This is a genomic window from Micromonospora sp. NPDC049230 (genome assembly GCF_040647875.1).
Classification (GTDB): Bacteria; Actinomycetota; Actinomycetes; order Mycobacteriales; family Micromonosporaceae; genus Micromonospora.
Genome location: NZ_JBEZCZ010000019.1, coordinates 76,882 through 97,389, shown reverse-complemented (window position 1 = coordinate 97,389; position 20,508 = coordinate 76,882). Strand labels below are relative to the sequence as shown.

General features: G+C 68.8%; 17 protein-coding genes. 5 read left to right on the top strand and 12 right to left on the bottom strand.

What is annotated here, in order from left to right; all coding sequences use genetic code 11:
• Positions 1-2: 2 nt before the first annotated feature.
• Positions 3-1,289, top strand: a complete 1,287-nt coding sequence (locus tag AB0A95_RS18085; RefSeq protein WP_357556870.1) for an MFS transporter — start codon at positions 3-5, stop codon at positions 1,287-1,289.
• Positions 1,290-1,667: 378 nt separating this feature from the next.
• On the opposite strand, the gene AB0A95_RS18080 is transcribed toward AB0A95_RS18085, so the two are convergent.
• Genes AB0A95_RS18080 through AB0A95_RS18050 form a run of 7 tightly spaced genes read right to left on the bottom strand, consistent with a single transcriptional unit; the run spans position 1,668 to position 7,670 of the window.
• Entirely contained in the window at positions 1,668-2,600 is a 933-nt protein-coding gene (locus AB0A95_RS18080; RefSeq protein WP_357556869.1) for an LnmK family bifunctional acyltransferase/decarboxylase, read from the bottom strand.
• The gene (locus AB0A95_RS18075) at positions 2,597-3,658 is read right to left on the bottom strand and encodes a histidinol-phosphate transaminase (protein WP_357556868.1); all 1,062 of its coding nucleotides are present in this window, start codon (positions 3,656-3,658) and stop codon (positions 2,597-2,599) included. Before AB0A95_RS18075 ends, AB0A95_RS18080 begins: the two co-directional genes overlap by 4 nt.
• A complete protein-coding gene (locus AB0A95_RS18070; protein WP_357556867.1) occupies positions 3,651-3,878 on the bottom strand; it encodes an acyl carrier protein in 228 nt (75 codons plus the stop codon). Before AB0A95_RS18070 ends, AB0A95_RS18075 begins: the two co-directional genes overlap by 8 nt.
• The gene (gene dmpG, locus AB0A95_RS18065; protein WP_357556866.1) at positions 3,871-4,935 is read right to left on the bottom strand and encodes a 4-hydroxy-2-oxovalerate aldolase; all 1,065 of its coding nucleotides are present in this window, start codon (positions 4,933-4,935) and stop codon (positions 3,871-3,873) included. Before dmpG ends, AB0A95_RS18070 begins: the two co-directional genes overlap by 8 nt.
• Entirely contained in the window at positions 4,932-5,828 is an 897-nt protein-coding gene (locus tag AB0A95_RS18060; protein WP_357556865.1) for an acetaldehyde dehydrogenase (acetylating), read from the bottom strand. Before AB0A95_RS18060 ends, dmpG begins: the two co-directional genes overlap by 4 nt.
• A gap of 31 nt (positions 5,829-5,859) precedes the next feature.
• Entirely contained in the window at positions 5,860-6,648 is a 789-nt protein-coding gene (locus AB0A95_RS18055) for a fumarylacetoacetate hydrolase family protein (protein ID WP_357556864.1), read from the bottom strand.
• 23 nt (positions 6,649-6,671) lie between these two features.
• Positions 6,672-7,670: a class I SAM-dependent methyltransferase gene (locus AB0A95_RS18050; protein WP_357556863.1), complete on the bottom strand. Its 999-nt coding sequence runs from the start codon at positions 7,668-7,670 to the stop codon at positions 6,672-6,674.
• A gap of 440 nt (positions 7,671-8,110) precedes the next feature.
• Here AB0A95_RS18050 and AB0A95_RS18045 point away from each other — a divergent pair, with 440 nt between their 5' ends.
• Both AB0A95_RS18045 and AB0A95_RS18040 read left to right on the top strand, forming a co-directional pair.
• Positions 8,111-8,713, top strand: coding sequence for a LuxR C-terminal-related transcriptional regulator (locus AB0A95_RS18045; RefSeq protein WP_357556862.1), 603 nt, complete (start codon positions 8,111-8,113; stop codon positions 8,711-8,713).
• Positions 8,714-8,733: 20 nt separating this feature from the next.
• Positions 8,734-9,348, top strand: a complete 615-nt coding sequence (locus AB0A95_RS18040) for a LuxR C-terminal-related transcriptional regulator (protein ID WP_357556861.1) — start codon at positions 8,734-8,736, stop codon at positions 9,346-9,348.
• A gap of 126 nt (positions 9,349-9,474) precedes the next feature.
• Here the strand turns inward: AB0A95_RS18040 and AB0A95_RS18035 are convergent, their stop codons facing one another.
• The 3 genes from AB0A95_RS18035 to AB0A95_RS18025 form a co-directional block, all read right to left on the bottom strand.
• Positions 9,475-10,245 carry a thioesterase domain-containing protein gene (locus tag AB0A95_RS18035; protein WP_357556860.1) on the bottom strand — a complete coding sequence of 257 codons (771 nt, stop codon included), beginning with the start codon at positions 10,243-10,245 and terminating at the stop codon, positions 9,475-9,477.
• Positions 10,246-10,606: 361 nt separating this feature from the next.
• A complete protein-coding gene (locus AB0A95_RS18030; RefSeq protein WP_357556890.1) occupies positions 10,607-11,560 on the bottom strand; it encodes a TauD/TfdA family dioxygenase in 954 nt (317 codons plus the stop codon).
• A 71-nt stretch (positions 11,561-11,631) separates the two neighbouring features.
• Positions 11,632-13,410, bottom strand: coding sequence for a condensation domain-containing protein (locus tag AB0A95_RS18025; RefSeq protein ID WP_357556859.1), 1,779 nt, complete (start codon positions 13,408-13,410; stop codon positions 11,632-11,634).
• 359 nt (positions 13,411-13,769) lie between these two features.
• Between AB0A95_RS18025 and AB0A95_RS18020 the strand changes: the two genes are divergently transcribed.
• A complete protein-coding gene (locus AB0A95_RS18020) occupies positions 13,770-15,227 on the top strand; it encodes an AMP-binding protein (RefSeq protein ID WP_357556858.1) in 1,458 nt (485 codons plus the stop codon).
• A 6-nt stretch (positions 15,228-15,233) separates the two neighbouring features.
• On the opposite strand, the gene AB0A95_RS18015 is transcribed toward AB0A95_RS18020, so the two are convergent.
• Both AB0A95_RS18015 and AB0A95_RS18010 read right to left on the bottom strand, forming a co-directional pair.
• Positions 15,234-18,224 (bottom strand): BTAD domain-containing putative transcriptional regulator, encoded by a 2,991-nt coding sequence (locus AB0A95_RS18015; protein WP_357556857.1) that lies wholly within the window; start codon positions 18,222-18,224, stop codon positions 15,234-15,236.
• A gap of 313 nt (positions 18,225-18,537) precedes the next feature.
• The gene (locus AB0A95_RS18010) at positions 18,538-18,846 is read right to left on the bottom strand and encodes a phosphopantetheine-binding protein (RefSeq protein ID WP_357556856.1); all 309 of its coding nucleotides are present in this window, start codon (positions 18,844-18,846) and stop codon (positions 18,538-18,540) included.
• A 253-nt stretch (positions 18,847-19,099) separates the two neighbouring features.
• On the opposite strand from AB0A95_RS18010, the gene AB0A95_RS18005 reads away from it, so the two are divergent.
• A complete protein-coding gene (locus AB0A95_RS18005; protein WP_357556855.1) occupies positions 19,100-19,633 on the top strand; it encodes a phosphopantetheine-binding protein in 534 nt (177 codons plus the stop codon).
• The last annotated feature ends 875 nt before the right edge of the window (positions 19,634-20,508 follow it).

Genomic DNA, 20,508 nt, shown 5'->3' with positions numbered 1-20,508 from the left:
GCATGTCGACCGCGCCGTCTCCCGCACCGGGCACCACCAGACGGGTCCTTGCGGCGGTGTATGCCGCCGGCGCCGGGTCCGCCGTCGGGACCCAGATGACGACGCTCGCGCTGCCGTGGCTGGTGCTGGAGAGCACCGGCTCGGCACCGCGGGCGGGTCTGGTCTTCGCCGTGTCGGTGCTCCCCATGGCGGTGCTCGGATTCGCGGGCGGCGAGGTCATCCAACGGTACGGCGCACGCCGAACCATGGTGGTCATCGACTTCGCGCAGTTCGTGGCCATTGGTTCGATACCTGCGCTGGCCGCGGTGGGCCTGCTCAGCTTTCCCCTGCTCCTGACGATCGTCGCGGTGATCGGCGTACTCGGAGTGCCCTACTTCGCCGCGCAACGTGACCTGGCCACCGAACTCGCCGGTCCGGACCCGAAGGCGCTGATGCGGGCGAACAGCGTGCTGGAAGGGTGCTTCAACATCGCCGCGTTGGCCGGCCCGGCCATAGCGGGCGTGCTGATCGCGACACTCGGCGCGGAGAAGGTGCTGTTGTTCGACGCCGTGACCTCGGCGGTGTCGGGTCTGCTGTTGTGGTGGTTTGTCCCGCGTTCGCGGCGGACGGAGCCGGCGACGTCGGCACCGCAGGAGCGGCAGACCCCGGACCACTCGGGAATCCTGGCCGGGGTACGCGCATTGCTCCGGGACGACTTCCTGCGACGGGTGATGGTCACGACCGTCAGCTTCGGCTTCCTCATGCGGGTCCTGATGCTCGCGCTGCCGCTGCTGGCGTTCGCCCGCTTCGCCGGCGATGCCAGGGTTGGTGGGGTGCTGCTCTCCGGCTTCGGTGCCGGCGCGGTCGCCGGGGCGGCCGTCAGCTATCTGATCGGCAGCCGGTTGTCCCCGACGATGGTCTTCGGGCTGGCCGCCTTCCAGCTCGTCCTGCCCTGGTGGGTGCTGCTGTTCGACGTGCCGGTGCCGGTCCTGGTCGTCGCGCTCGCGGTGTCCGGTGCGGCGCTTCCGTTGTCCAACGCTCCGTTCTTCAGCATCCTGGCCACCCGGTTCGCGGCGGACATCCGGGCCAAGGTGATCCAGGCGGTCATGACCATCAGCAACATCGCCGGCCCGCTGGGCTTTCTGGCCGGCGGGATGGCGATCGGCCGCTTCGGCGTGACGACGACCCTGCTCGTCCTCGCGGCCCTGTCCACCCTCGCTGCGGTCAACCTGGTGGTGGCACTGCGGCACTTCAATCCGGTGGCGCTGACCAGCCCACGGCCCGAGCCTGCGGCGGCAGCTGCTCGGTAGCCCGCTCGGGCCCAGTGCCCGCGAACCAATGTTGTTTCCTTGCGGAACGGTTCACCCGACATACGTGAAGGATGTGATGTCCGGGCCGATGTCGGCCCGGACATCACCGGGTGATGACGCGGAGGAAGCGCCCTGGTGCCTGGTCCTCCGACGACGATCGCGCGGGCGTAGCTCAAGGGCAGAGCTTCAGTCCGGCCGGTGCGGTGTGACGCCCACCCGGTGCGGGCGGTTGCGAGGACGCGGTGCGCAAGTGCGGCCCACCCGGTGACCGAAGGTCAGCTATGCGCTGATGGGCGCGGTTGCAGGTTCGCAACCGCGCCCATCAGGTGGCCGGTGGGGTGCCGGCCGGGCTCGCAGTCTGTCGGGTCGAGGCACTCCTCAGGCCAGCGTCGACGGGGTTTCCGTCTCGATCGCCGCGACGGCCAGCAGCCGACCGCTGGCGGAGTCCCGCAGTTCCAGGTCGGCGATCTCGGAGAGCGGGTCGGTGACGTTCTGCCACCTCCGGGCGGTGACGGTGAAGAGCGAGCCCAGGTCGGCGTTGCCGAAGAAGCCCACCTTCTGATCGATCACCCGCCGCTGGAGGAACTGCCGCTCGGTGCGGCCGAGCCCACGCCACAGACGCAACAGCGCCGTGTCGAAGATCGAGAAGTACGAGGCGAAGTAGACCAGACCGGCGCCGTTGATGTCCCGCACGGCGTCCAGTGCGTACTCGAAGGACAGCTCGCCCCCGGCGACCGCGAATCCCGGCGGCGCCGGGGTGAGGAAGCTGCCCGCACCGCGGGCGCGGCCGACGAGCGTACGCGGTGAGAACTGATTGGGCAGTCGCGGCAGGTCGGCGTTGTCGAAACCAGCGGGGATGGTTTCGGAGAGAACCCGGTTGCTGCCCGGATTGCCGCGCGCGATCCACCGGTTGAGCGTCTCCGCGTACATGCACTCCGGGTCCGGCGTCTCGTAGACCTCCGCCGGATCGAGGAACGCGGTGCCGAGGCCGGAGCCGGCAGGCGCGAGCCGGTGCAACGTCAGAACCGAGCCGCCGCCGAACTGGAAGACCCTCGACGTCACCTCAAGCTCGTCACCGAAGGCCAGGCCGTGCGGATGAACGACCTTCCCGCCCCGGACCCGGTAGTAGTAGAACGAGAGATAGGTCGGTTGGCCTTCGGCGGTACGGGCGGCGTGCACGTTGGTGCGGCAGGTCTCGGCCACCGATTCCCACGTCCAGTCGCCGATCCGCCCGAAGATCAGAGAGCCGCCGCTGCACATTCCCGGCGCGACGATCACCTTCCGGTGAAGGGCTGTGTTCTCGGGCATCATCTCAGCGCTCCAGTCGTGAGTAGTTCCGGTGCGTTGCGGACGCGCCACTGGTGTACCGCCGCGAGGAACGCGTCGTTGTCCGAGGGCGAACCGAGCGACACCCGGACGCCCTCCCCGTCGAAGACCCGCAGCTCGATCCCGACCCGGGCACACCACCTGCCGAACGGGCCCGCGTTCTCGCCGAGCCGGAGCCACAGGAAGTTGGCCTGGCTGGCCGGGACCGAGAAGCCGTCGGCCAGCAGGGCAGCCCGCACCCGGGTCCGCTCGGCGATCGTCTGCCGGACCCGCGTCAGGAGCACGTCCTCAAGGGCGAGGGCGGCGACCGCCGCATGCTGGGCCGGCGCGCTCACCGCAAAGGGCAGCGTCATCTCGCGCAGCGACGCCACGATGCGCGCGGCGCCGATGAGATAGCCGACCCGGAGCCCGGCCAGGCCGTACGCCTTCGAGAACGTGCGCAGGACCACCAGGTTGGGATACCTGTCGCACAACGCGAGACCGCCGGTTCCCATCGGCTCGTCGACGTACTCGAAGTACGCCTCGTCGAGGGCGACAAGGCAGGTCGGCGGGACGCGATCGAGGAACGCGCGCAGCCGGTCCAGGCCGAGCAGCGTACCCGTGGGGTTGTTGGGGTTGCAGATGACGACCAGCCGGGTCGTGGCGGTGATGCGATCGGCCATGGCGGCGAGGTCGTGCACGTCGTCGGCGAGTGGCACCCGCTCCGAGTGGACCCCCAGCTGGCCGGCGAGGATCGGGTAGTACTCGAAGGAACGCCAGGCGTAGACGGCCGTCGTACCCGGCCCGGCGAGCTGGAACACCGCCTGGAGCAACGCACAGGATCCGGCGCCGACGGCCACCCGATCCGGTTCGACACCGTGCCGCCGGGCGAGCGCCACTGTCAGGTCGGTACACGCCGGGTCGGGATAGCGGTTGACGTCCCGGCTGCTCGCCGCGACCGCGGCGACGATGTCCGGCAACGGGCCGTGCGGTGACTCGTTGCGCGACAGGGCCCGGGTGACGGCATGGGACGTTTCGGCGGTCGGCCCCGCGGCCTCACGCACGACAGCGCTCCGCGACCAGCTCGGCGATATCGCCAACCGTCGCGAGTGCCAGCAGTTCGTAGTCGGAGACGTGGATGTCCAGCCGCTTGCTGAGCAGGTCCGACAGCTCGACCACGGCGAGGGAGTCGAGGCCAACCTCGACGCGATCGGCCGTGGCCACGACGTCCTCGGTGCGCATTTGCAGATCCTCGACCAGGATGGCCTTGAGTTGGTCAAACATGGCTCGCCGTCCGTTCACGCTGACCCGTGGACCCGGCACGCAACGCGAGCGCCACGTCCTCGATGAGGTCCTCCTGCCCGGCCACTGCCTGGAGGCGGCCCAGTTCGAAGAAGACGTCGCGCGGGTCGACGCCCTCGCGGGCGGCGACGTCCAGCACCCGGTTCTTGAAGCCGGAGAACACTCCGGCGAGACCACTCACCACGCCGATCGAGTCGATGGTGGGCGGTGCGGGCATCAGCTCCCGCTCGGCGATGTCCGCCGCGTCCAACAGCCGATAGAGATCGATGCCGGTGTCATAGCCCAGCCGTTCGAGCACTGGCACGAGAACTTCCAGCTGCGTGTTGCCGGCCCCCGCGCCGAACCCCCGGGCGCAGGCATCCAGGATGGTGGCGCCCGCCTCGGCGGCGGCGATGGAGTTCGCCACCGCCATACCGAGATTGTTGTGCCCGTGGAACATCACCGGCACGCTGACGGCGGACCGGATGGCCGCGATCCGCGTGCTCACGTCCTGCGGCAGATAGTGGCCGGAGGAATCGAGGATGCCGACGCCTGTCGCACCGAACTCGACGAGCCGCGCGCACTCCTCGGCCAGGCGCTCCGGACTGGCCATATGGCTCATCAGCAGCACGCCGTGTGCGTCGACGCCCGCGTCGCGCAGCAGCCCGAGGTGCCGTTCGGCCAGGTCGCTCTCGGTGCAGTGGGTGCCGATACGGACGAGGTCGACGTCGTACGAGACGGCCAGCCGGATGCTCTCGGTCGTGCCCCAGCCCGGCAGCATGAAGACGCCGAGCTTGGTGGTGGTCAACGCATCCCGGACCACCGACAGCATCGCCTCGTCGCTGAGCAGGGCTCGGCCGGCTTGCAGGGACGAGGCGCCCAGGCCGTTGCCGTGTCCCACCTCGACGACGGGTACCCGGGCGGCGTCGGCGGCGGCGGCGTACGCCCGAAGTTGCTCCCGCCCGAGCTGGTGGCGGACGGCGTGGTGCCCGTCGCGCAGCGTCGGGTCGTGGATCAGGATGGGTTGTCTCGGCGAACTTTCGGCAGCTTGCTGGCTCATGACACGACCTCCATGGCCTCGATCGGTCGGCGTTGCGCCGCCCAACGCTCGGCGACCCGGATCGCAGCCGAGTTGATGATGTCGAGGTTGCCCGCGTAGGCGGGTATCTGGTCGCCTACGGAGGTCACCTCCACGGCGATGAACGCCTTGTTGTCGTTCACGATGCAACTCGTCACCCGGTAGCCGGTGGCGAACGCACGGACGTCGGCGGCGGCGGACACCACGAGTGGGTGCACCGACTCGTGGGTCAGGCCCTCGCCGACCAGCGACATGGCCACCCTGAAGGTCGCCGGAGGACGAGCCGGGCTGACGTTGAGGATGGCCTTCACGTCCCCGACGCCGGTGAACTCGCGCAGCGCGTCCTGAGTGGTCTCCACGTACTCGTCGAGGTTCAGCCTGGTCCCGCGGCCGACGCTGAGCGTCGCGGCGGTCGCGACCACCTCCACGTAGTCGATGCGGTGCGCTCGGGTGATCGCTCGTACGATCGGCACCGATGCCTGCCCACCGCAACTCACCATGTTCAGGTCGCGGTGAGCGGCGGCCTCCGCCCCGTTGACTGTGGGGACGACCATGCGCCCGATCCGGCTGGGTGTGAGGTCGATCAGCAGCGTGCCGAGCGGCGCCAGCGCCTCGGCGTGCTCGGCGTGCGAGCCGGCGTTGGTGGCGTCGAAGACCACGTCGAGCGGTTCGTCGAGGTCGGCAAGTGACGACAGACCCCGGCTGGCGGCCGGCAGCCCCAGCCGAGCGGCCCGCTTGAGGCCCGGGCTGTCGGCCGTCCGGCCAGCGACGAGGCGAAGGTCCAGTGCGGCGGACCGCTCGACCTTCACCGCCAGGTCGACGCCGATGAGCCCGGCGCCGAGCACTCCGGCTGACAGCCGTCGTTCTGAATTCATCGAGGAGATCGCCTTCCTATCCGCGTCGGGACTATTGGTTGGTGACGTGCAGAGTGACCGAGCCCAGATGATCGAATTCGGCGGTGTAGGTGTCACCGGGGCTCATCGGGACCGCGGCGTGCAGGGCGCCGGTCATGATCAACTGGCCGGCCTCCAATGTGACGCCACTCTCGCCCAGCAGGTTCGCCAGCAGCGCCACCACCGCCACCGGGTTGCCCAGGGCGTCGGCGCCCTGACCGGACGCGACCAACTCCCCGTTGCGACGGAAGGCCATTCGCACGAGCCGGTAGTCCAGCTCCGCGCTGGCCGGGATCGAGCGTCCCAGCACGGCCGCGCCGTTCGAGGCGAGGTCGGCGATCGTGTCGCCCAGCCGGATGCGCCAATCCGTGATCCGGGAGTCGACGATCTCGAGACCGGCGATGACCTCTCCGATCGCCGCGTGGGCCTGCTCCACTGTGACGCCAGGACCGGTCAAGCTCCTCGCAAGCCGAAAGACGATCTCGGCTTCCACCTTCGGCGAGATGAACTCGCCGCGAGCGAAGCACGCACCGTCCGCGCGGACGGTCGAGGCGAACACCGGGCCGTAGTCCGGGGCGTGGACCCCGAACATCTCCTGCATCGAGGCGGAGGTGAGCCCGGCCTTGTAGCCGATCACCCGTTCGCCGTCGGCGATCAGCAGTTCGGTCAGCCGGCGCTGGACGGCGTATCCGCCGGCCGCGTCGAGCGTGGGGCAGGCGTCGGTGAACGGAGCGATCGGCACGCGGTTGCTCCGCGCCTCGTACAGGGCCATGGCCATACGCTCGGCGTCGTGCTCCGCCATCGTCGCTGCTCCGCCGTTCCGGCTCATCGCGTGGCCACGAAGAGGCGGCTGCCGGGCATTCCCAGGGCGGTGCTGGCCACCTCGGAGAAACCGGCCTGCCGGAAGAGTTCGCACCACCGGTCCTCGGTCGGCAGCCGTACGCCCATCGAACTCTCGTGCAGGTAACTGAAGAGGGCGCTGAAGGCGCGTTCGCCCGGCGTGTCCACGTACGGCACCGCGTCGGTGACCACCAGGCGGCCGCCGTCGGCGAGGTGCTCGCGGCAGGCCCGCAGGACGCCTGCGAAGACCTCGGGATGCTGAGCGACATCGTGCATGACGAAGCCGGCATGGATGATGTCCGCGCCGTCGAGTGGAGCGGGGTCGTCGACGAGCGTCTCGACGGACCGGTTGACCACCGTGAGCCGATCGTCCACCTGGGCGTGGCGGCCGGCGCGTTCGGCCTCCTCGCACGCTCCCGGGCTGAGGTCCAGGGCCACGCCGGTGCTGGTGGGCAGCTCGGTCAGCAGCCGGATCAGCAGCGCGCCCGCGCCGGAGCCGAGATCGACGATGTGTCGGGGCTTGCGGCTGATGATCTCGGACAGCACTCCGGGATAGAAACCGCGCGAGCCGATCCAGCGGGACGACACCGCCACCCGTCTGCCGTCGCGCTGGTGCTGGCGGCCAGCCGCGTCCGGCTCACGCAGAAACCGCTCCGCGTGATCGATGTACGGCCGGTTCGCGCTGAGCGACCAGGAGAGGTAGCCCGCCTCGTGCCGCCGGTCCGCGAGCTTCGCGCAGGGCGTGAACGGCCCGGTCTCGGCGTCGCGCTCCAGCAGCCCGGCGGCGGACATGGCGCGCAGGAAGAGGAGGGCGCGAGCTTCGGGAACGCCTGTCGCGGTCGTTGCCTCGGCCAGCGTGAACGGCGTCCCGCGATCGAGTAGCGGCGAAAGTCCCAGATTCTCGGCGATCTCCAGAAGAGTGGCGTTCGCCGCAAGGTCTGCGGCGATGTCACTGACGTCAGAACTAATCACTGGTTCACCCACGTCCTGCTGATTCGGCGATTTTTCGGTACCGACCCTTGCTTTTCCGATTCGTGTCCGTCCAGGTAGGAGGGCCGGTTATGAGGTGACGGCCTCCATCCACCGCTCCTTCCGTAACGGCGGCAATCGACGTTCTCGGCACGGATCCACAACGGTTGTCAATGTGCCACGGAAACACGGATCGCCTGCAGAGAAGAGTCGGCAGACATACGGGAAGGGTGCCGCCACCGGTCGGCTGCCGGAGCAGCCGGCCGTCGCCCGACGGGCAGGACGACCGGCGCTGACGCGACGATGACAAGTCGATGCTCCGCTATCAGGCTGCGCCGACGGCCGACAGCGAGTCGACAGCGAGTCGACAGCGACCTGTTAGTTCGTCACGCAACCATCCGGCCAGGACATTCCGACGCCACGCCACGCCTCGGCGTGACGACGAAGGAGGCGTGATGGGCGAACCGATGTGGGTCAACGTCATGGCGACCGACCCCGTGCTGGAGGCGGGCGTGACGAGCGCGATGCTCGGGTGCCCGGACATCGTGGTGGTGACAACGCGGGAGAAGGCGGCGGTCACGGTCCTGGTGGTCGACCATCTGGGCCAGGACGCGCTGGATTCGGTGCGGGCCGTCCGCACCGGCGCGCACCGGCCCGAGGTGGTGCTCGTCGTGCCCGAGGTGGAGCCGGCCGACGCGCTGCGAGCCATCGCGGCGGGTGCGCGCGGCCTGCTTCGGCGCCGGGAGGCGACCGCCGAGCGGCTCACCCGCACCGTGCTGGCCGCCGGTGAGGGGGACTGCACGGTCTCGCCGGACATGCTCGACCGGTTGCTCGCCGCGCCGGCGGTTCCGGCCGGCACCCTGGCGTCGAACATCAGCGACCGCGAGCGCGCGGTGCTGCGGCTGATCGCCGAGGGCCGGGAGACCGGTGAGATCGCCAAGGAGCTGTGCTACTCGACGCGAACGGTGACCAGTGTCGTGCATGACATCACGCGACGATTCCGGCTGCGCAACCGGGCCCACGCGGTGGCCTTCGCCCTGCGGGCCGGGATGTTGTGAACGGCGAACAGGAGAAGATCATGATGGCATTGACCGCACACGTGGTGGCCCCGAACGCGACCATCCGGGCCGAGGTGCTGGCTGCGCTGCGGCGTGCCGGCGTCACACCCGTCCCCGACCCGTACGAATCACCGGACACCGTCATCCTCACGGCGGTCGACACCGTGCATGAGGCGCTGACGGCCCGCCCGGCGCGGCCGCGGTCCACGGCGCAGCGCACGCTGCTGGTCGCCGACCGCTTCTCACCGACGGACGTGGTACGCGTACTGCGTTCGGGGACTCTGGTGATGCTCCGCTTCGCCGACGTCACACCGAGCCGACTGGCCGCTGCGGTGCAGGCCGCCCGGGACGGGGAGGTCCGGCTGCCGCACGAGGTGCTGGTCGGGGTGCTCGGTGGCACCGGTACGCCGAACCAGGCCGAAACGCCCTGGACGGCCGGCCGGTCGCCGCTGACGCCCCGTCAGACGAGGGTGCTCGCGTTGATGGCCGAGGGCCAGGACAACGCGATGATCGCCCGGTCGTTGCTGTGTTCCAACCACACGGTGAAGAACGTCATCTACGACATGATGGCGCGGTTGCAGGTTCGCAACCGCGCCCACGCCGTGGCCTGTGGGGTAGCGGCCGGGTTGATCTGAGCCCGTCGTGCGTGGCTGCACACCGGCGTGCAGCCACGCACGACGTGTCACTCGGGTGCGGTTGGTCGTTTCGACGGTCGGCAGCGGATCAGCGGAGGCTGCGCGGGCGAGGCGACCGTGCCGTCGTCACCACTCGGCTGGCCGACGGCGGTCAGCGGCCGGCATCCGGTCACCGATGACCCGCAACAGATCGGCCGGCTCGGTCGCATAGCTCAATCCGGATCCGGGCAGCTGCACCAGATCGGTGTCGCCGTACGCCGACCAGCCGGCCACCACCTCCGCCTCGATGCCCTGGTCCAGCCACCGAATCGCGGTCAGCGGACAGCGCAGCGGCGCCGGGTGGGGCATTTGATAGGCCCGCAACGCGGCCAGTTCGGCCCGGAGCGCCCGTGCGCCGGCCGCGACGATCGACGGCAGCGGGATGGTGCCCATGGCCACTGCGGTCGCCAGCACCCGCTCGGTCAGTTCGTCGTCGGTCGGTTCGGTGTGCGCCTCGCCGGCATAGCGGCTGAGGAACTGGGGTGCGGGACAGCCCGAGATGAACAGGCGCAGCGGTGCCGGCGCGCCCTGCCGGTCCAACTCGACCGCGACCTGGTAGCCGAGCAGCGCGGCACCCTCGTGGCCGAACAACGCGAACTTCTCGATCCCTCGGCGCTTGAGGTCCGCCACGAGCTCCGCGGCCCGCTCCGGCAACCCTGAAGGGGGCTGGGCCGCAGACCGCGTTCCCGGTGCTCCGCCGCCCAGGTCGCCCACGACCGGCGGGCGGACAACGCACCATGGGCCGACGGTGTCGGGCCATCGGTCGAACTGGAAGTCACCGTTACCGGCGCTGGGTATGCAGATCAGCGTTGCGGTGCCGACATGCGGAGCGGTCCGCTGGTCCAACCATGAGGCCATGAGGGTCGCCTTCGTTGACGGAGAGTAGGCAATTCTTGCTCAACCGTCGTCCCGGGCACCTCCACACCGCTATCACCGATCGGGTAGGCAGCCGCCGGCGAGGAAAGCGTCGTGATGGGGAGCCGAAAACGGCCGGCCATAGCTTCGTTTCTGTCGGCGGCAGCCGGCACAAGAACCGAAGCAGACAAGGGGTACTGAGTTGCTGGTTTCAATGGTTTCCGGTCCGCGCCTGATCGTCTCGTCGGCCACGTCGGTGGTCGCTGTTGCCGGCGACACGCCGTGGGGCTGATCAGTCTCTCCCGGGCGGGCCGACGGAGGGCCGCCGCAGCGGTGTCCCTCCGTCGGTCAGGTGCCACCTTCCTCACGAAGTCGAAAATGGTTCGGCCATCGCCACGGCTATCTTGCGTGGCCCGGTGAACGGCTCACGGGCGTGAGCCGCAAGCATGTTGTCGACGATCAGTACGTCGTCGCGCTCCCAGTCGAAGCGGCGCTGGGCGGCTCGGTAACAGTCGCGCAGGTGCGCCACGACCTCGTCGGGGATTCGCCCGCCGTCGCCGTAGTACGTGTTGGTGGGCAGGTCCGCCTCGTCGAACATCTCCCGCAGCCCCTCGCAGTCCTCCTCGGGCAGCGTGGTCACGTGGAAGAACGTGAGGTGGTTGAACCAGACGGTCTCGCCGGTCACCGGGTGCTGGTGCACCGCCCGGCGGCGGGCCGTCGTACGCAGGCCGTTGCGCCCGACCCACTGGACCTCCGCACCGCTACTCGCGCAGTAGCGCTCGACCTCCGCCCGGTCGGTGGTGTTGAACGCCTGCTGCCACGGCACCCCGAAGCCCTCGGTGAAGTTGCGTACCACCGTCCAGCCGCGCCGGGTGAATTCCTCCAGCACGCTCGGATCGATCGACTGTAGGACCCGGCGGGTGTCGGCCAGCGGCGTGGCACCCCGCGTGTCGGGCGGGGTGATGCAGTAGAAGAACAGCGTCAGCGGCCAGGTCGCCTGGTACGAGTTCTCGTTGTGCAGGAAGATCTCCTCGGTCGGTGGGTAGTCCGTCGAGGTGTAGACCTGGCCCTCGATGGTGCTACGCGGTGACGACCGCTCGGCGTAGGACAGCGGCGCACCGGACACCGCCCGGACGACCCGTTCGAACCCGCTGACGCTGCCGATGTCGAAGCCGCGCAGCAGGACCGCGCCGCGGGTGTGCAGCTGCCGACGGACCGATTCCCGGATCCCGTCGATCTGACTCTCGGCCGGTACGCCACCGCGGGGCGCGGTCAGCACAGCGGGCAGTATCGACTCATCGCTTGATACCTCGGGTATGAGGCGTACGGGCGTGACGTTGCTCGTGGTCACCGTCGGCTCCCTTCATCGCATCTGGTGGTCGGGTCGGATCAACAGGGCTCCGGGTCGCCGGCTCCGACGTGTCGGCCGGATCCCTGGCAGCACACGTCGAGCCACGCGGCCGGGTCGTCGGGGTTGTCCGGGACGCGTTCGCAGATGACGTAGCGCCGTGGTGTCATCGCCGTCGGATACGCCTTCACCGCTGCCAGGCAAGCGGCGTGGGCCTGTTCGGGGGTGCGGATGGCCTCGGTCCGCGCCAGCTGAGCGACCAACGGCAGGCCGTCCACCTCCGCGAAGATCCTGGCACCGGTCGACGGCAGGCTGTCGTCGAGCAACCGTTGCACCTCGGCCACCTCGATCCAGCAGCCGTCGACGAGCAGCCAGCCGGGGCCCCGCTGTACCGGGCTGAGCGGGATCGAGTCGCGGATCCCTCGGGCGTCGAGGTCAGCGGACCCGGCCGCGATCAACAGGTTCTCGACCGCCAGGAGCAGCGATTCGACCTCGTCGTCGGGGATACGGCCGGTGTCGCTGCTCCAACAGCCGAGACGCAACTGTCCGTCGGTGCCGTAGAGATCGAAGCGGATCAGCGTGGTCCCGGCGGGCATCGGCTGCCGCCGCAGCTGCGTCGCGCGTCGCGCGGCGACCAGTTCATCCGGCGTGGGTACCGGTGCCGTGAACCGTCCTGCCGCCCGACCGGACTCGATGACAAGGTTGTTGAACAGCGGTTCGCAATCGAATACGATGCCGCGCTCGTGCTCGATGCGGCGTGCGATGGCACTCTGCCGGTCCACGTCGTAACGGCCGTGCCGGCTCGCGTCGACCACAGCAGCCCACGCCTGCCGGACCAGCCGGTCGAAGGTGGTGTCACTGATCGTGAGCGTGATCGACGCGAGCTGCGCGAGGCTGCCGACGTGCTGCCGAAGGTGCGGCTCGAAACGATTGGCCGACAGGGTGGGGAGCACGAGTTCCCGTACGCCGGTCCGGTGCGAGAGCACCGCGCCGATCGCCGCCAGCACGACGCTGGCGCGACTCGTCCTGGTGCGCGCCGTCACCGCTCGCAACGCCATCCCGGCTGCGGTGGAGGTCATCTCGACGGAGACCGACCCGGTGCCGGCGGCGACCCGCGGGACCGGGTACAGGCACTGCGGGATGCGGGCGAACCGGTCTTCCCAGTAGCTCAGCACCGATTCCTCGTGCCGCAGGGCCTTGGGCGAACGTTCCAGGGCGACCAGGTCCAACGGCTGGATCGGTGGTCCGCCGGCCGGTCGTGCATCGCGGTCACGGATCAGGTCCGCGAACTCCCGCTTGATGATCTCCATGGCCTGATAGTCGACCGCGAGATGCGAGCAGCCGATCACCGCGACCTGCACCACCCCGGCGGAGCTGGTGGACGCGTCACCTGACGACACCGCGAGGGCGACCCGGACCGGCAGTTCGCCGATGCGGTACGCCCCCGCGGCGCGCAACCGCCGGGTAAGGTCTCTGGCCAGGCTGGCCCGGTCGACGAGTTGTGGGTCAGCGGCCTCGATCGCGTAAACCTCGACGACAAGCTCGCCGGTGGCGTGCACGAACTGCTGCGGATCGGAGCCGTCCACGTAGGTCGTACGTAGTCCTTCGTGCCGCTCGATCAGGACCGCGAGTACTCGGGCGACGTCATCGACAACTGTCGCGGCCGGAATGTCGAGTTCCCCCGCGACGGCCGCGAAGAACTGCTCCGACTCACGACGCAGCCACTGCAGAATGTTGTTCTGGCCGATGTTGAGGGGCCCCTCGGCCGATCGCGTTCCGTGGAACCGCACTGTCACCGGTGGCCGTGGGACCAGGCTCACCGATCGCCCCCGACGCCGGGGCGCGCGGGTTCCGGCTGCCTGGTGGGTCCGCGTCGTCCGGGTGCTCGGCGCGGCACTGTCGATGTGCCCTGGTGAGACCATGTGCGCCAGGCTATTGAGCGCTCCACGCCGCGTAGTAGAGAAGGACCGGCAGCGACTCGGGGCGGGGTCCTGTGCGTTGTTCTGCCGGTTGTTCTCTGCGTGTGCCGGCCCTGACGGACCATCATCGACCTGCGTCCATCATGTGTGCGCCGGCCAGGTCTGCCGGGTGGGTCTGCGTTTCGTCCACTCGGCCGGCCCATCCGGCAGGTCGCCGACCGCTGGGTGGATGACGACGCACTCGATTGTGGGAGGCTCGAATGAGCGTATCGATCCGTCAGCGGATCACCGCTATCGCGGAGATGTCAGCCGATCGGCCTGCGGTCGTCGGCTTCGACGAGAACTTCGTCGAGCAGGTGCTGACGTGGCGGGAGTTGGCCGAGCGGAGCGGCCGGCGGGCGGACGCACTGGTGGACGCCGCCGCCCGGGAGACCGGTCCGGGCGTGGTCGCGATCGAGGCGAACAACACGATCCAGTCGGTGGTCGACATCGTGGCCGTCCTCTCCGCGGAACTGCCACTGCTGCCGCTGAACCCGGCCTCACCCGCCCCCGAGCGGGAAAAGCTCCTCAACTTCATCGGTCAGACGTACGGACGGGCCCAACTCATCGACGCCGAGGCCGACGCCGAGGCCGACGCGGGACGACCGGCACGGTCGCCGGCGGCGATGGCCAGCCGGATCGCCTACCTGCTGCCCACCGGCGGCAGTTCCGGCCGGCCGAAGATCGCGATTCGGCCCGGACCACTCGGCTACGATCCGCACCAGGTGCCGTTGCCCCTGCGCCGTCGCGCCGGCTGGCGGGCCGGTCAGCGGCAACTGATTCTCGGCCCGCTGCACCACGCGGCCCCGTTCACCACGCTGCTGGACGGGCTCCTCGACGGCAACACCACAATTCTGCCGCCGCACTTCCTGCCGGGGTGGACGGTGGAGCTGGTCGAGCGTTACGCCGTGGAATGGATCCAGCTGACCCCGGCACACATGCGCACGATCCTGATGCTCCTCCAGCCCGACCCGGCGTCCTTCGCCAGCGTGCGTACGGTGATGCACACGGCCGCGTCGTGCGACTCGTTCACCAAGAAGCGGTGGATCGAGATGGTCGGGCCGCAACACCTGTACGAGGTGTACAGCTCGACCGAGAACATCGGCGGCACCCTGGTGCGGGGCGACGAATGGCAACAGCGGCCGGGCACTGTGGGCCGGGGATTCTTCACGAAGATCAGCATCAGGGACGACGCCGGGAACCGGCTCGGCCCGGGACAGACCGGCAAGGTGTTCATGCGCGCCGGTCGGGTCTCCAGAGGAGACGCCTACCTCGGCAGCCAGGTGCTCGAAACGACGGCCGACGGTTTCGCCAGCGTCGGCGACTTCGGATGGCTCGACGCGGATGGCTATCTGTTCCTCGCCCCCCGTCGGCACGACGTGATCAACGTGGGCGGTGAGAAGGTCTACCCCAACGAGGTCGAGGCGCAGTTGCTGGAACACCCCGCGGTGCTGGACGCCGTGGTGGTGGCGGCCGAGGACCAGGTGCTGGGCTCTACGGTCGGCGCCTATGTCGTGTGCAGGCCGGGAGCCTCGGTCAGCACCGGTGAGCTGATGGCGCACTGCCGGGCTGGTCTGGTCAACTACAAGGTGCCGACGCGGATCACGTTCGTCGATCAGGTGCCGCGCTCGGCCGCCGGGAAGCTCGAACGGTGGCGGCTGGCCGGCCAGCGGGGCTGATCGCGGTCAGGTCCTCACCTCGCCGGCCGGCTCGTTCTTGTTGCTCTGTGTCGTCAGCCGGCCGGCGGCCCGGCGCAGCGCGCCCAACTCGTCGATGGAACGTGAGTGCCAAGGGTTGTTCTCCTGCATCGCGAACGCGTTCGCGGCCTGCACGAAGAAGTGTTCCGCGGTATCGAACTCACCCCGGCCCAGGTACACCCGGCCGAGGCCGAACAGGGCGTGTGCATGAACATTCCGCTCCTGCGTCATCCGGCAGATCTCGACCGCCTCGCTGAAGTGAATCTCGGCATCGGTGAACCCGTTCTGCTCCAACACGGCCCCGCCGAGGCCGATCAGGGCGTAGGACTGGCCGATACGGTCGTCCTGCGCCCGAGCCAGATCCAGCGCCGACTGGAAGACAGCCTTCGCAGCCAGCGACTGCTTTGAGTCGGCGAACACCTCACCGAGCCGGTACAACGCCTGGGCCTGAAGGCGCCGGTTACCCAGCTGCTCACCCAGTGCGAGCGACTCTTTTGCCAGGATCTCGGCCCGCTCGGGGGCTCCGAGATCAAGGTGGCTACGCGCGAGTCCACTCAGTACGTGGGCCTGTGCGCCCAGGTCGTCGACTGCCCGGAACTTCTCCAGCGCCTGCCCGTAACGCAGCACCGCCATGTCGGGTCGACCCTGGATCCGGTCCAGGTGCGCAAGGTTGCGCAGCGTCAACGCCACCCCGGCCTGATCACCGACCGCATCGAACAAGCTCATCGCGTGCAGCAGGTTCTCGCCATCGTCCTCGGCGTGTTGGGCTACGCCCAGCGAGCCGAGTGACGCCAACACGGCGGCCTCGCCCCGGAGATTGCCGGCCCTGCTGGTGGCCTCCAGCGCGATGTTGTGAGCCGTACGCCATTCGGCGAACAGGCCGCGCCTTTCATACATGGCAACCGATACGGTGGCCAACTCCCAGCACAGTTCGTCCAGCCCCAGCTCTGCCGCCTGGCGGATCGCCACCTCCAGCGTGATGCGCTCCTCGTCGAACCAGGCGGTGGGATCGCCGAGGAAACGGTCGAATTCGGCACGTGCGCCGGCCCATCGGGGCGCCGTGCCGTGCAGAACCGCGAACCGCCCCCCGTAGATTCGATGATGAGCCTCCTCGGCGAAGGCGAGCAGGGCACCGAGCGATCGGGTGACCGCCACTATGCAGGTCTCCCGGTCGTCCTGCGTCAGCCGGTGCTCGCTCGCAAACACCCGCACCAGCTCGTGGAATCGGTATCGGGGTTGCTTGGTGAGCGCGGAAAGGTGGGCCTCCAGCAGCCGGACGTCCACGAGCTCGTCGAGGAGCGCCGTGGCCCGCCTCGAATCGCAGTCCAGCAGAGCCGCCGCGGTCCAGGCGCTGAACTCGTGTAGCTCCAATGCACTGAGCAGCCAGAACAACGTCTGCGCCGGCACGGTGAGGGACTCGTACACGTCAGCGAGCAGCGAGCGGACCGCGACGTCACCGTGGGACAGTTCGTCCAGCCGAGACCGTTCGTCGCGCAGTCGGTCCAGCAGGGTGCCAACGGCCCAGTGCGGGTGCGCAGCCAGTCGGACCCCGGCGATCCGCACGGCCAGGGGCAGGCCACCGCACATCTCGGTCAGCGCCGCTGCGGCCTCGGGCGCCGCGGCGACCCGCTGCTCTCCGCAGATCTGGCCGAGCAGGGTAAGGCTCTCGTCGGCCGACATCATGTCGACGTCGACGGCTCGGGCGCCCGGGATACCGGCGAGCCGGCGGCGACTGGTAATCAGCACCGCCGGGCCTGGCACGCCGGGGAGCAGGTCGGCGATCTGGTCCTCGTTGCCCACATCGTCCAGCACGATCAACAGCCGCCGCGTCGCGAGCTGGCTCCGTAGCAGGTTGATCCGCTGGCCGGGTGCGACCGGGATCGCCGCCGGGGCGACGCCGAGTCCGTGCAGGAGGTCGCTGAGTACGGCTTCGGTCGAGCGTGGCTGCGTGGTGCTCCCGTAGAGGCAGGTGTACAGGCTGCCGTTGACGAACTTGGCGCGCAACAGGTGCGCGACGTGCAGGGCCAGCGAGGTCTTTCCACAGCCCGGCGCGCCGGTGATGACCGCGATCGGCACATGTTTGGTGTCCTCGCTGGTCAGCGTGGCGGTCAGGGTCTCGATCAGCGCCGGATGGCCGACGAAGTCCGGCAGATCTGCGGGCAACTCCTGCGGACGGTGCACGCTCGTGGCGGTCTCGGTTCGCCTGTCGTCCACTTCGCCGCTGATGCTGCTGTCCTGGCTGAGGATCGCGCGTTCCAGCTTGCGCAGGTACTGGCTCGGCTCGATGCCGAGCTCGCCCACCAGGTTGGTGCGGGCCGTACGGTACGTCGCCAGCGCTTCTGCCTGCCGTCCTGACCGATACAGCGCGAGCATCCGGAACCCCCACAGGCGTTCCCGCAGGGGGTGGTCCGTGGTCAACGCGACCAGTTCCTCGACCAGTTCCCGATGACCGCCCAGGCCCAGACGGATCTCGGCGCGGTCCTCCAGCGCCATGATCCGCCGCTCCTCCAGACGGTGGGAGACGACTTCGGCGGCCCGGCCGGGCACTCCGCCCAACGCCGGTCCGGACCAGATGTCGATCGCGCGGTCCAGGTGCGTCAGCGCCTCGTCCAGCCGACCTTTGGCTGCGGCGGAGCGGCCCTGGGCGAGAGCGTCGTCGAACATGAGGTAGTCGAGCTGCTGACGGTCGACCCGGATGGAGTACCCGAGTGGGCTGGTGTCGATGATCTCCGGACTGCCGAGAGCCCGGCGCAACGCGGAGATGCAGATCTGGATCTGACCACGCGCGCTGGTCGGCGGGGAATCGTCCCAAACTGCGCCGATCAGCTTTTCCACGGTCACGACATGGTTGGCGGCCATCAGCAAATTGGCCAGCACTATACGTTGCCGCGGGGAGGTTATCGGCACGGGGGAACCATCGACCACGGCTTCCAATGTTCCCAGAACCCGGAACTCGACTCGCACCATGTCGGCCAGCATACGGTATCACGTAACGACGATCATCAATCACGTTTGTTCCGGAAGTTCGGGCGGCAACCAGGCGCACCCCGAGCGGGGCCGCAGAGCAGGGATGCCGCGAGTAACCTCAATTCGTCGGGGGACGGTTTGACCGGTTACAGGTCGTCATACTGATGACCCGTAACGGACGAAACCCCGGTAAATTCTGAACGGTAGTTCGGTCGCTCGATGTCGTGAGGATCCGGCATGTCGTGTGGTTCCGGCTTGATCGGTTTGTCCGACCCGCGGGATGAGGCAGCGCTGCTTCGGTCCCGGAGCCCACCGGACCTGTCGCTCACCGACGCCTGATGGGCGCAGTCTGTTCGGTGACGGGGTAGCCGGGCAGGGCCGAGGCCAGAGTCGCGACGGTCGGCCAGTCGAACAAGGCCCGCTCCGGCAGCTGTCGGTCCAGGGCGACGCACAACCTGGCCACGGCCTGCGTCGCGAGCACCGAGTGGCCGCCGAGGTCGAAGAAGTTGTCGTGTCGCCCGACCTCGTCGAGATTCAGTACCTCGGCCCACACCTCGGCGATGACCCGCTCCGTAGTAGTGCTTGGCCTGTTCTCTTCGACGAGCGACGACTGTGCATAGTTGATCTCGTTCATCGTCCATTACCCCCTGGCCGGTGACAATATGGCGTCGAATAGCGAACAGTCGCAGGTTCGCCACCCTCGGGAGAATTGTGGTTCGCTCGGCCGGCGCGGGCAAGGATGGGCGGTAAGAAGCAACGGCAGTCAACCACTTCCGGAACTTCTGCCGATTCTTCTCTGGGGCCACTCAAGCTTCCGTGGCACATTGGCGACTGTTGTCAATCCGCGCCGACGGCTCGGATTGCCGCCGTTACCAAAGGAGCGGTTGATGGTTGGCTTGGCAGAGCTCGCATCCACCCTGCTGGGGCATTCGGCCGTGCGTGATGCCCGGGCGACGACGATCCGCCACGACGATCGGGACGTCACGATCGGCGTGGTCGAGTTTTCCCAGTACGTAAGCGGGCCGGAGCTTCGTGGCTACGTGTGGGACCGGCTCGGTGCGGGCTGTGGATTGGACGGTGTGCTGCTCGTCGACGCCATGCCGCTCGCCGGCAACACACTCGACACCGAATACGTCCGGTCCGCCGTCATCGCCGGCACGTGCACCCTGTTCGAAGGTCCGGTCGACGGCGTCGAAGAGCGGCTCCTGTCGATCTGGGCCAGCACCATGAACCTCAAGTGGATCGGCGTGCACGACGACTTTCTGGACCTCGGCGGCGACTCGATTGTTGCGGTCGAGGTCCTTGCGAAGATCGAGGACGAGTTCGGCACGGCGCTGGACGTCTACGACTTCATGAGCACCTACCACATCCGCGGCGTCGCCGGCCTTCTGAGCGAACCTCGGGTACTTCAGCAGCAGTAGTTGAGTAGGCGAGCCGCAGCAAGTCCCCGCCTGTGCGGGTATGGGTTGGCCTGCGGGTTGGCGGGAGGCGCTATTCGGTGAAAGCGGTATGTCACTGAGATATATTCATGTCTCAGTGACATGCCGAGTGGTGATGATCCGCGCCGGTCGATGAGGTGATCTCAGCAAGGTTCGGCGGCTGAGTGGGGATGATACGGGCGTAACATCCATACCGGACGGTGTTGCATTTGGGCGTGGAGCCATCGATGGACAGGCTTTTGCGACAGAATCCAGTCTTCGAGAGGGCTCCGCGTGATCGCCTACTCTGCCAGGCACGACGTCCCGAGGGCACTCGTGCGGCATGTGGCGCGGCTACTGGGTGCCGAGCGTCGGGTGGTGGGCACCCGGCCGGGAACACGGGCACCGGCCAGGCCGAGCCTTTGACAGCCGCTGGCTGGTTGGATCTGTGCCGCGGCACCGGTAGGGCACTGATCCAAGCTGAAGAGGAACTGCGGCTGGCAGGCGACCCGCTGGGCGGCGCCTCACCGCCCGACTCCGCGCCGCCGCGTTCTTCTACGACTCCCGTCGCCGCCGGATCAGCTGCACCGGCCGCCGTGACACCCGCCTCCCGTACAACTGCCTCGGCGCCGACGATCGCGCTGGTGCCAACTACATCGGACAACCCTCCGCGCATTCCTACTACGCCGAAGACCACTGACCGCACCGACAGCGTCCGCACAATCCGCAGAGCGCTTGGCGGCGCACACCCGAAGGCCGGCCGCGCTGCCTGACAAGGCAGGCAGCATGGCCGGGCAGCTGCAAGGTCGATGCCGGGCGCCAGGGGCGGCGGTGCCGCACGCATCACGCTTGGCTCGGCCTTGGCTACGCTCGAAAAG

Bases quoted from the DNA above. Each gene is read 5' to 3' on its own strand.
- AB0A95_RS18085 (WP_357556870.1), top strand. From the start codon at position 3: ATGTCGACCGCGCCGTCTCCCGCACCGGGCACCACCAGACGGGTCCTT.
- AB0A95_RS18080 (WP_357556869.1), bottom strand. From the start codon at position 2,600: ATGATGCCCGAGAACACAGCCCTTCACCGGAAGGTGATCGTCGCGCCG.
- AB0A95_RS18070 (WP_357556867.1), bottom strand. From the start codon at position 3,878: ATGTTTGACCAACTCAAGGCCATCCTGGTCGAGGATCTGCAAATGCGC.
- dmpG (WP_357556866.1), bottom strand. From the start codon at position 4,935: ATGAGCCAGCAAGCTGCCGAAAGTTCGCCGAGACAACCCATCCTGATC.
- AB0A95_RS18060 (WP_357556865.1), bottom strand. From the start codon at position 5,828: ATGAATTCAGAACGACGGCTGTCAGCCGGAGTGCTCGGCGCCGGGCTC.
- AB0A95_RS18055 (WP_357556864.1), bottom strand. From the start codon at position 6,648: ATGGCGGAGCACGACGCCGAGCGTATGGCCATGGCCCTGTACGAGGCG.
- AB0A95_RS18045 (WP_357556862.1), top strand. From the start codon at position 8,111: ATGGGCGAACCGATGTGGGTCAACGTCATGGCGACCGACCCCGTGCTG.
- AB0A95_RS18040 (WP_357556861.1), top strand. From the start codon at position 8,734: ATGATGGCATTGACCGCACACGTGGTGGCCCCGAACGCGACCATCCGG.
- AB0A95_RS18035 (WP_357556860.1), bottom strand. From the start codon at position 10,245: ATGGCCTCATGGTTGGACCAGCGGACCGCTCCGCATGTCGGCACCGCA.
- AB0A95_RS18020 (WP_357556858.1), top strand. From the start codon at position 13,770: ATGAGCGTATCGATCCGTCAGCGGATCACCGCTATCGCGGAGATGTCA.
- AB0A95_RS18015 (WP_357556857.1), bottom strand. From the start codon at position 18,224: ATGCTGGCCGACATGGTGCGAGTCGAGTTCCGGGTTCTGGGAACATTG.
- AB0A95_RS18010 (WP_357556856.1), bottom strand. From the start codon at position 18,846: ATGAACGAGATCAACTATGCACAGTCGTCGCTCGTCGAAGAGAACAGG.
- AB0A95_RS18005 (WP_357556855.1), top strand. From the start codon at position 19,100: ATGGTTGGCTTGGCAGAGCTCGCATCCACCCTGCTGGGGCATTCGGCC.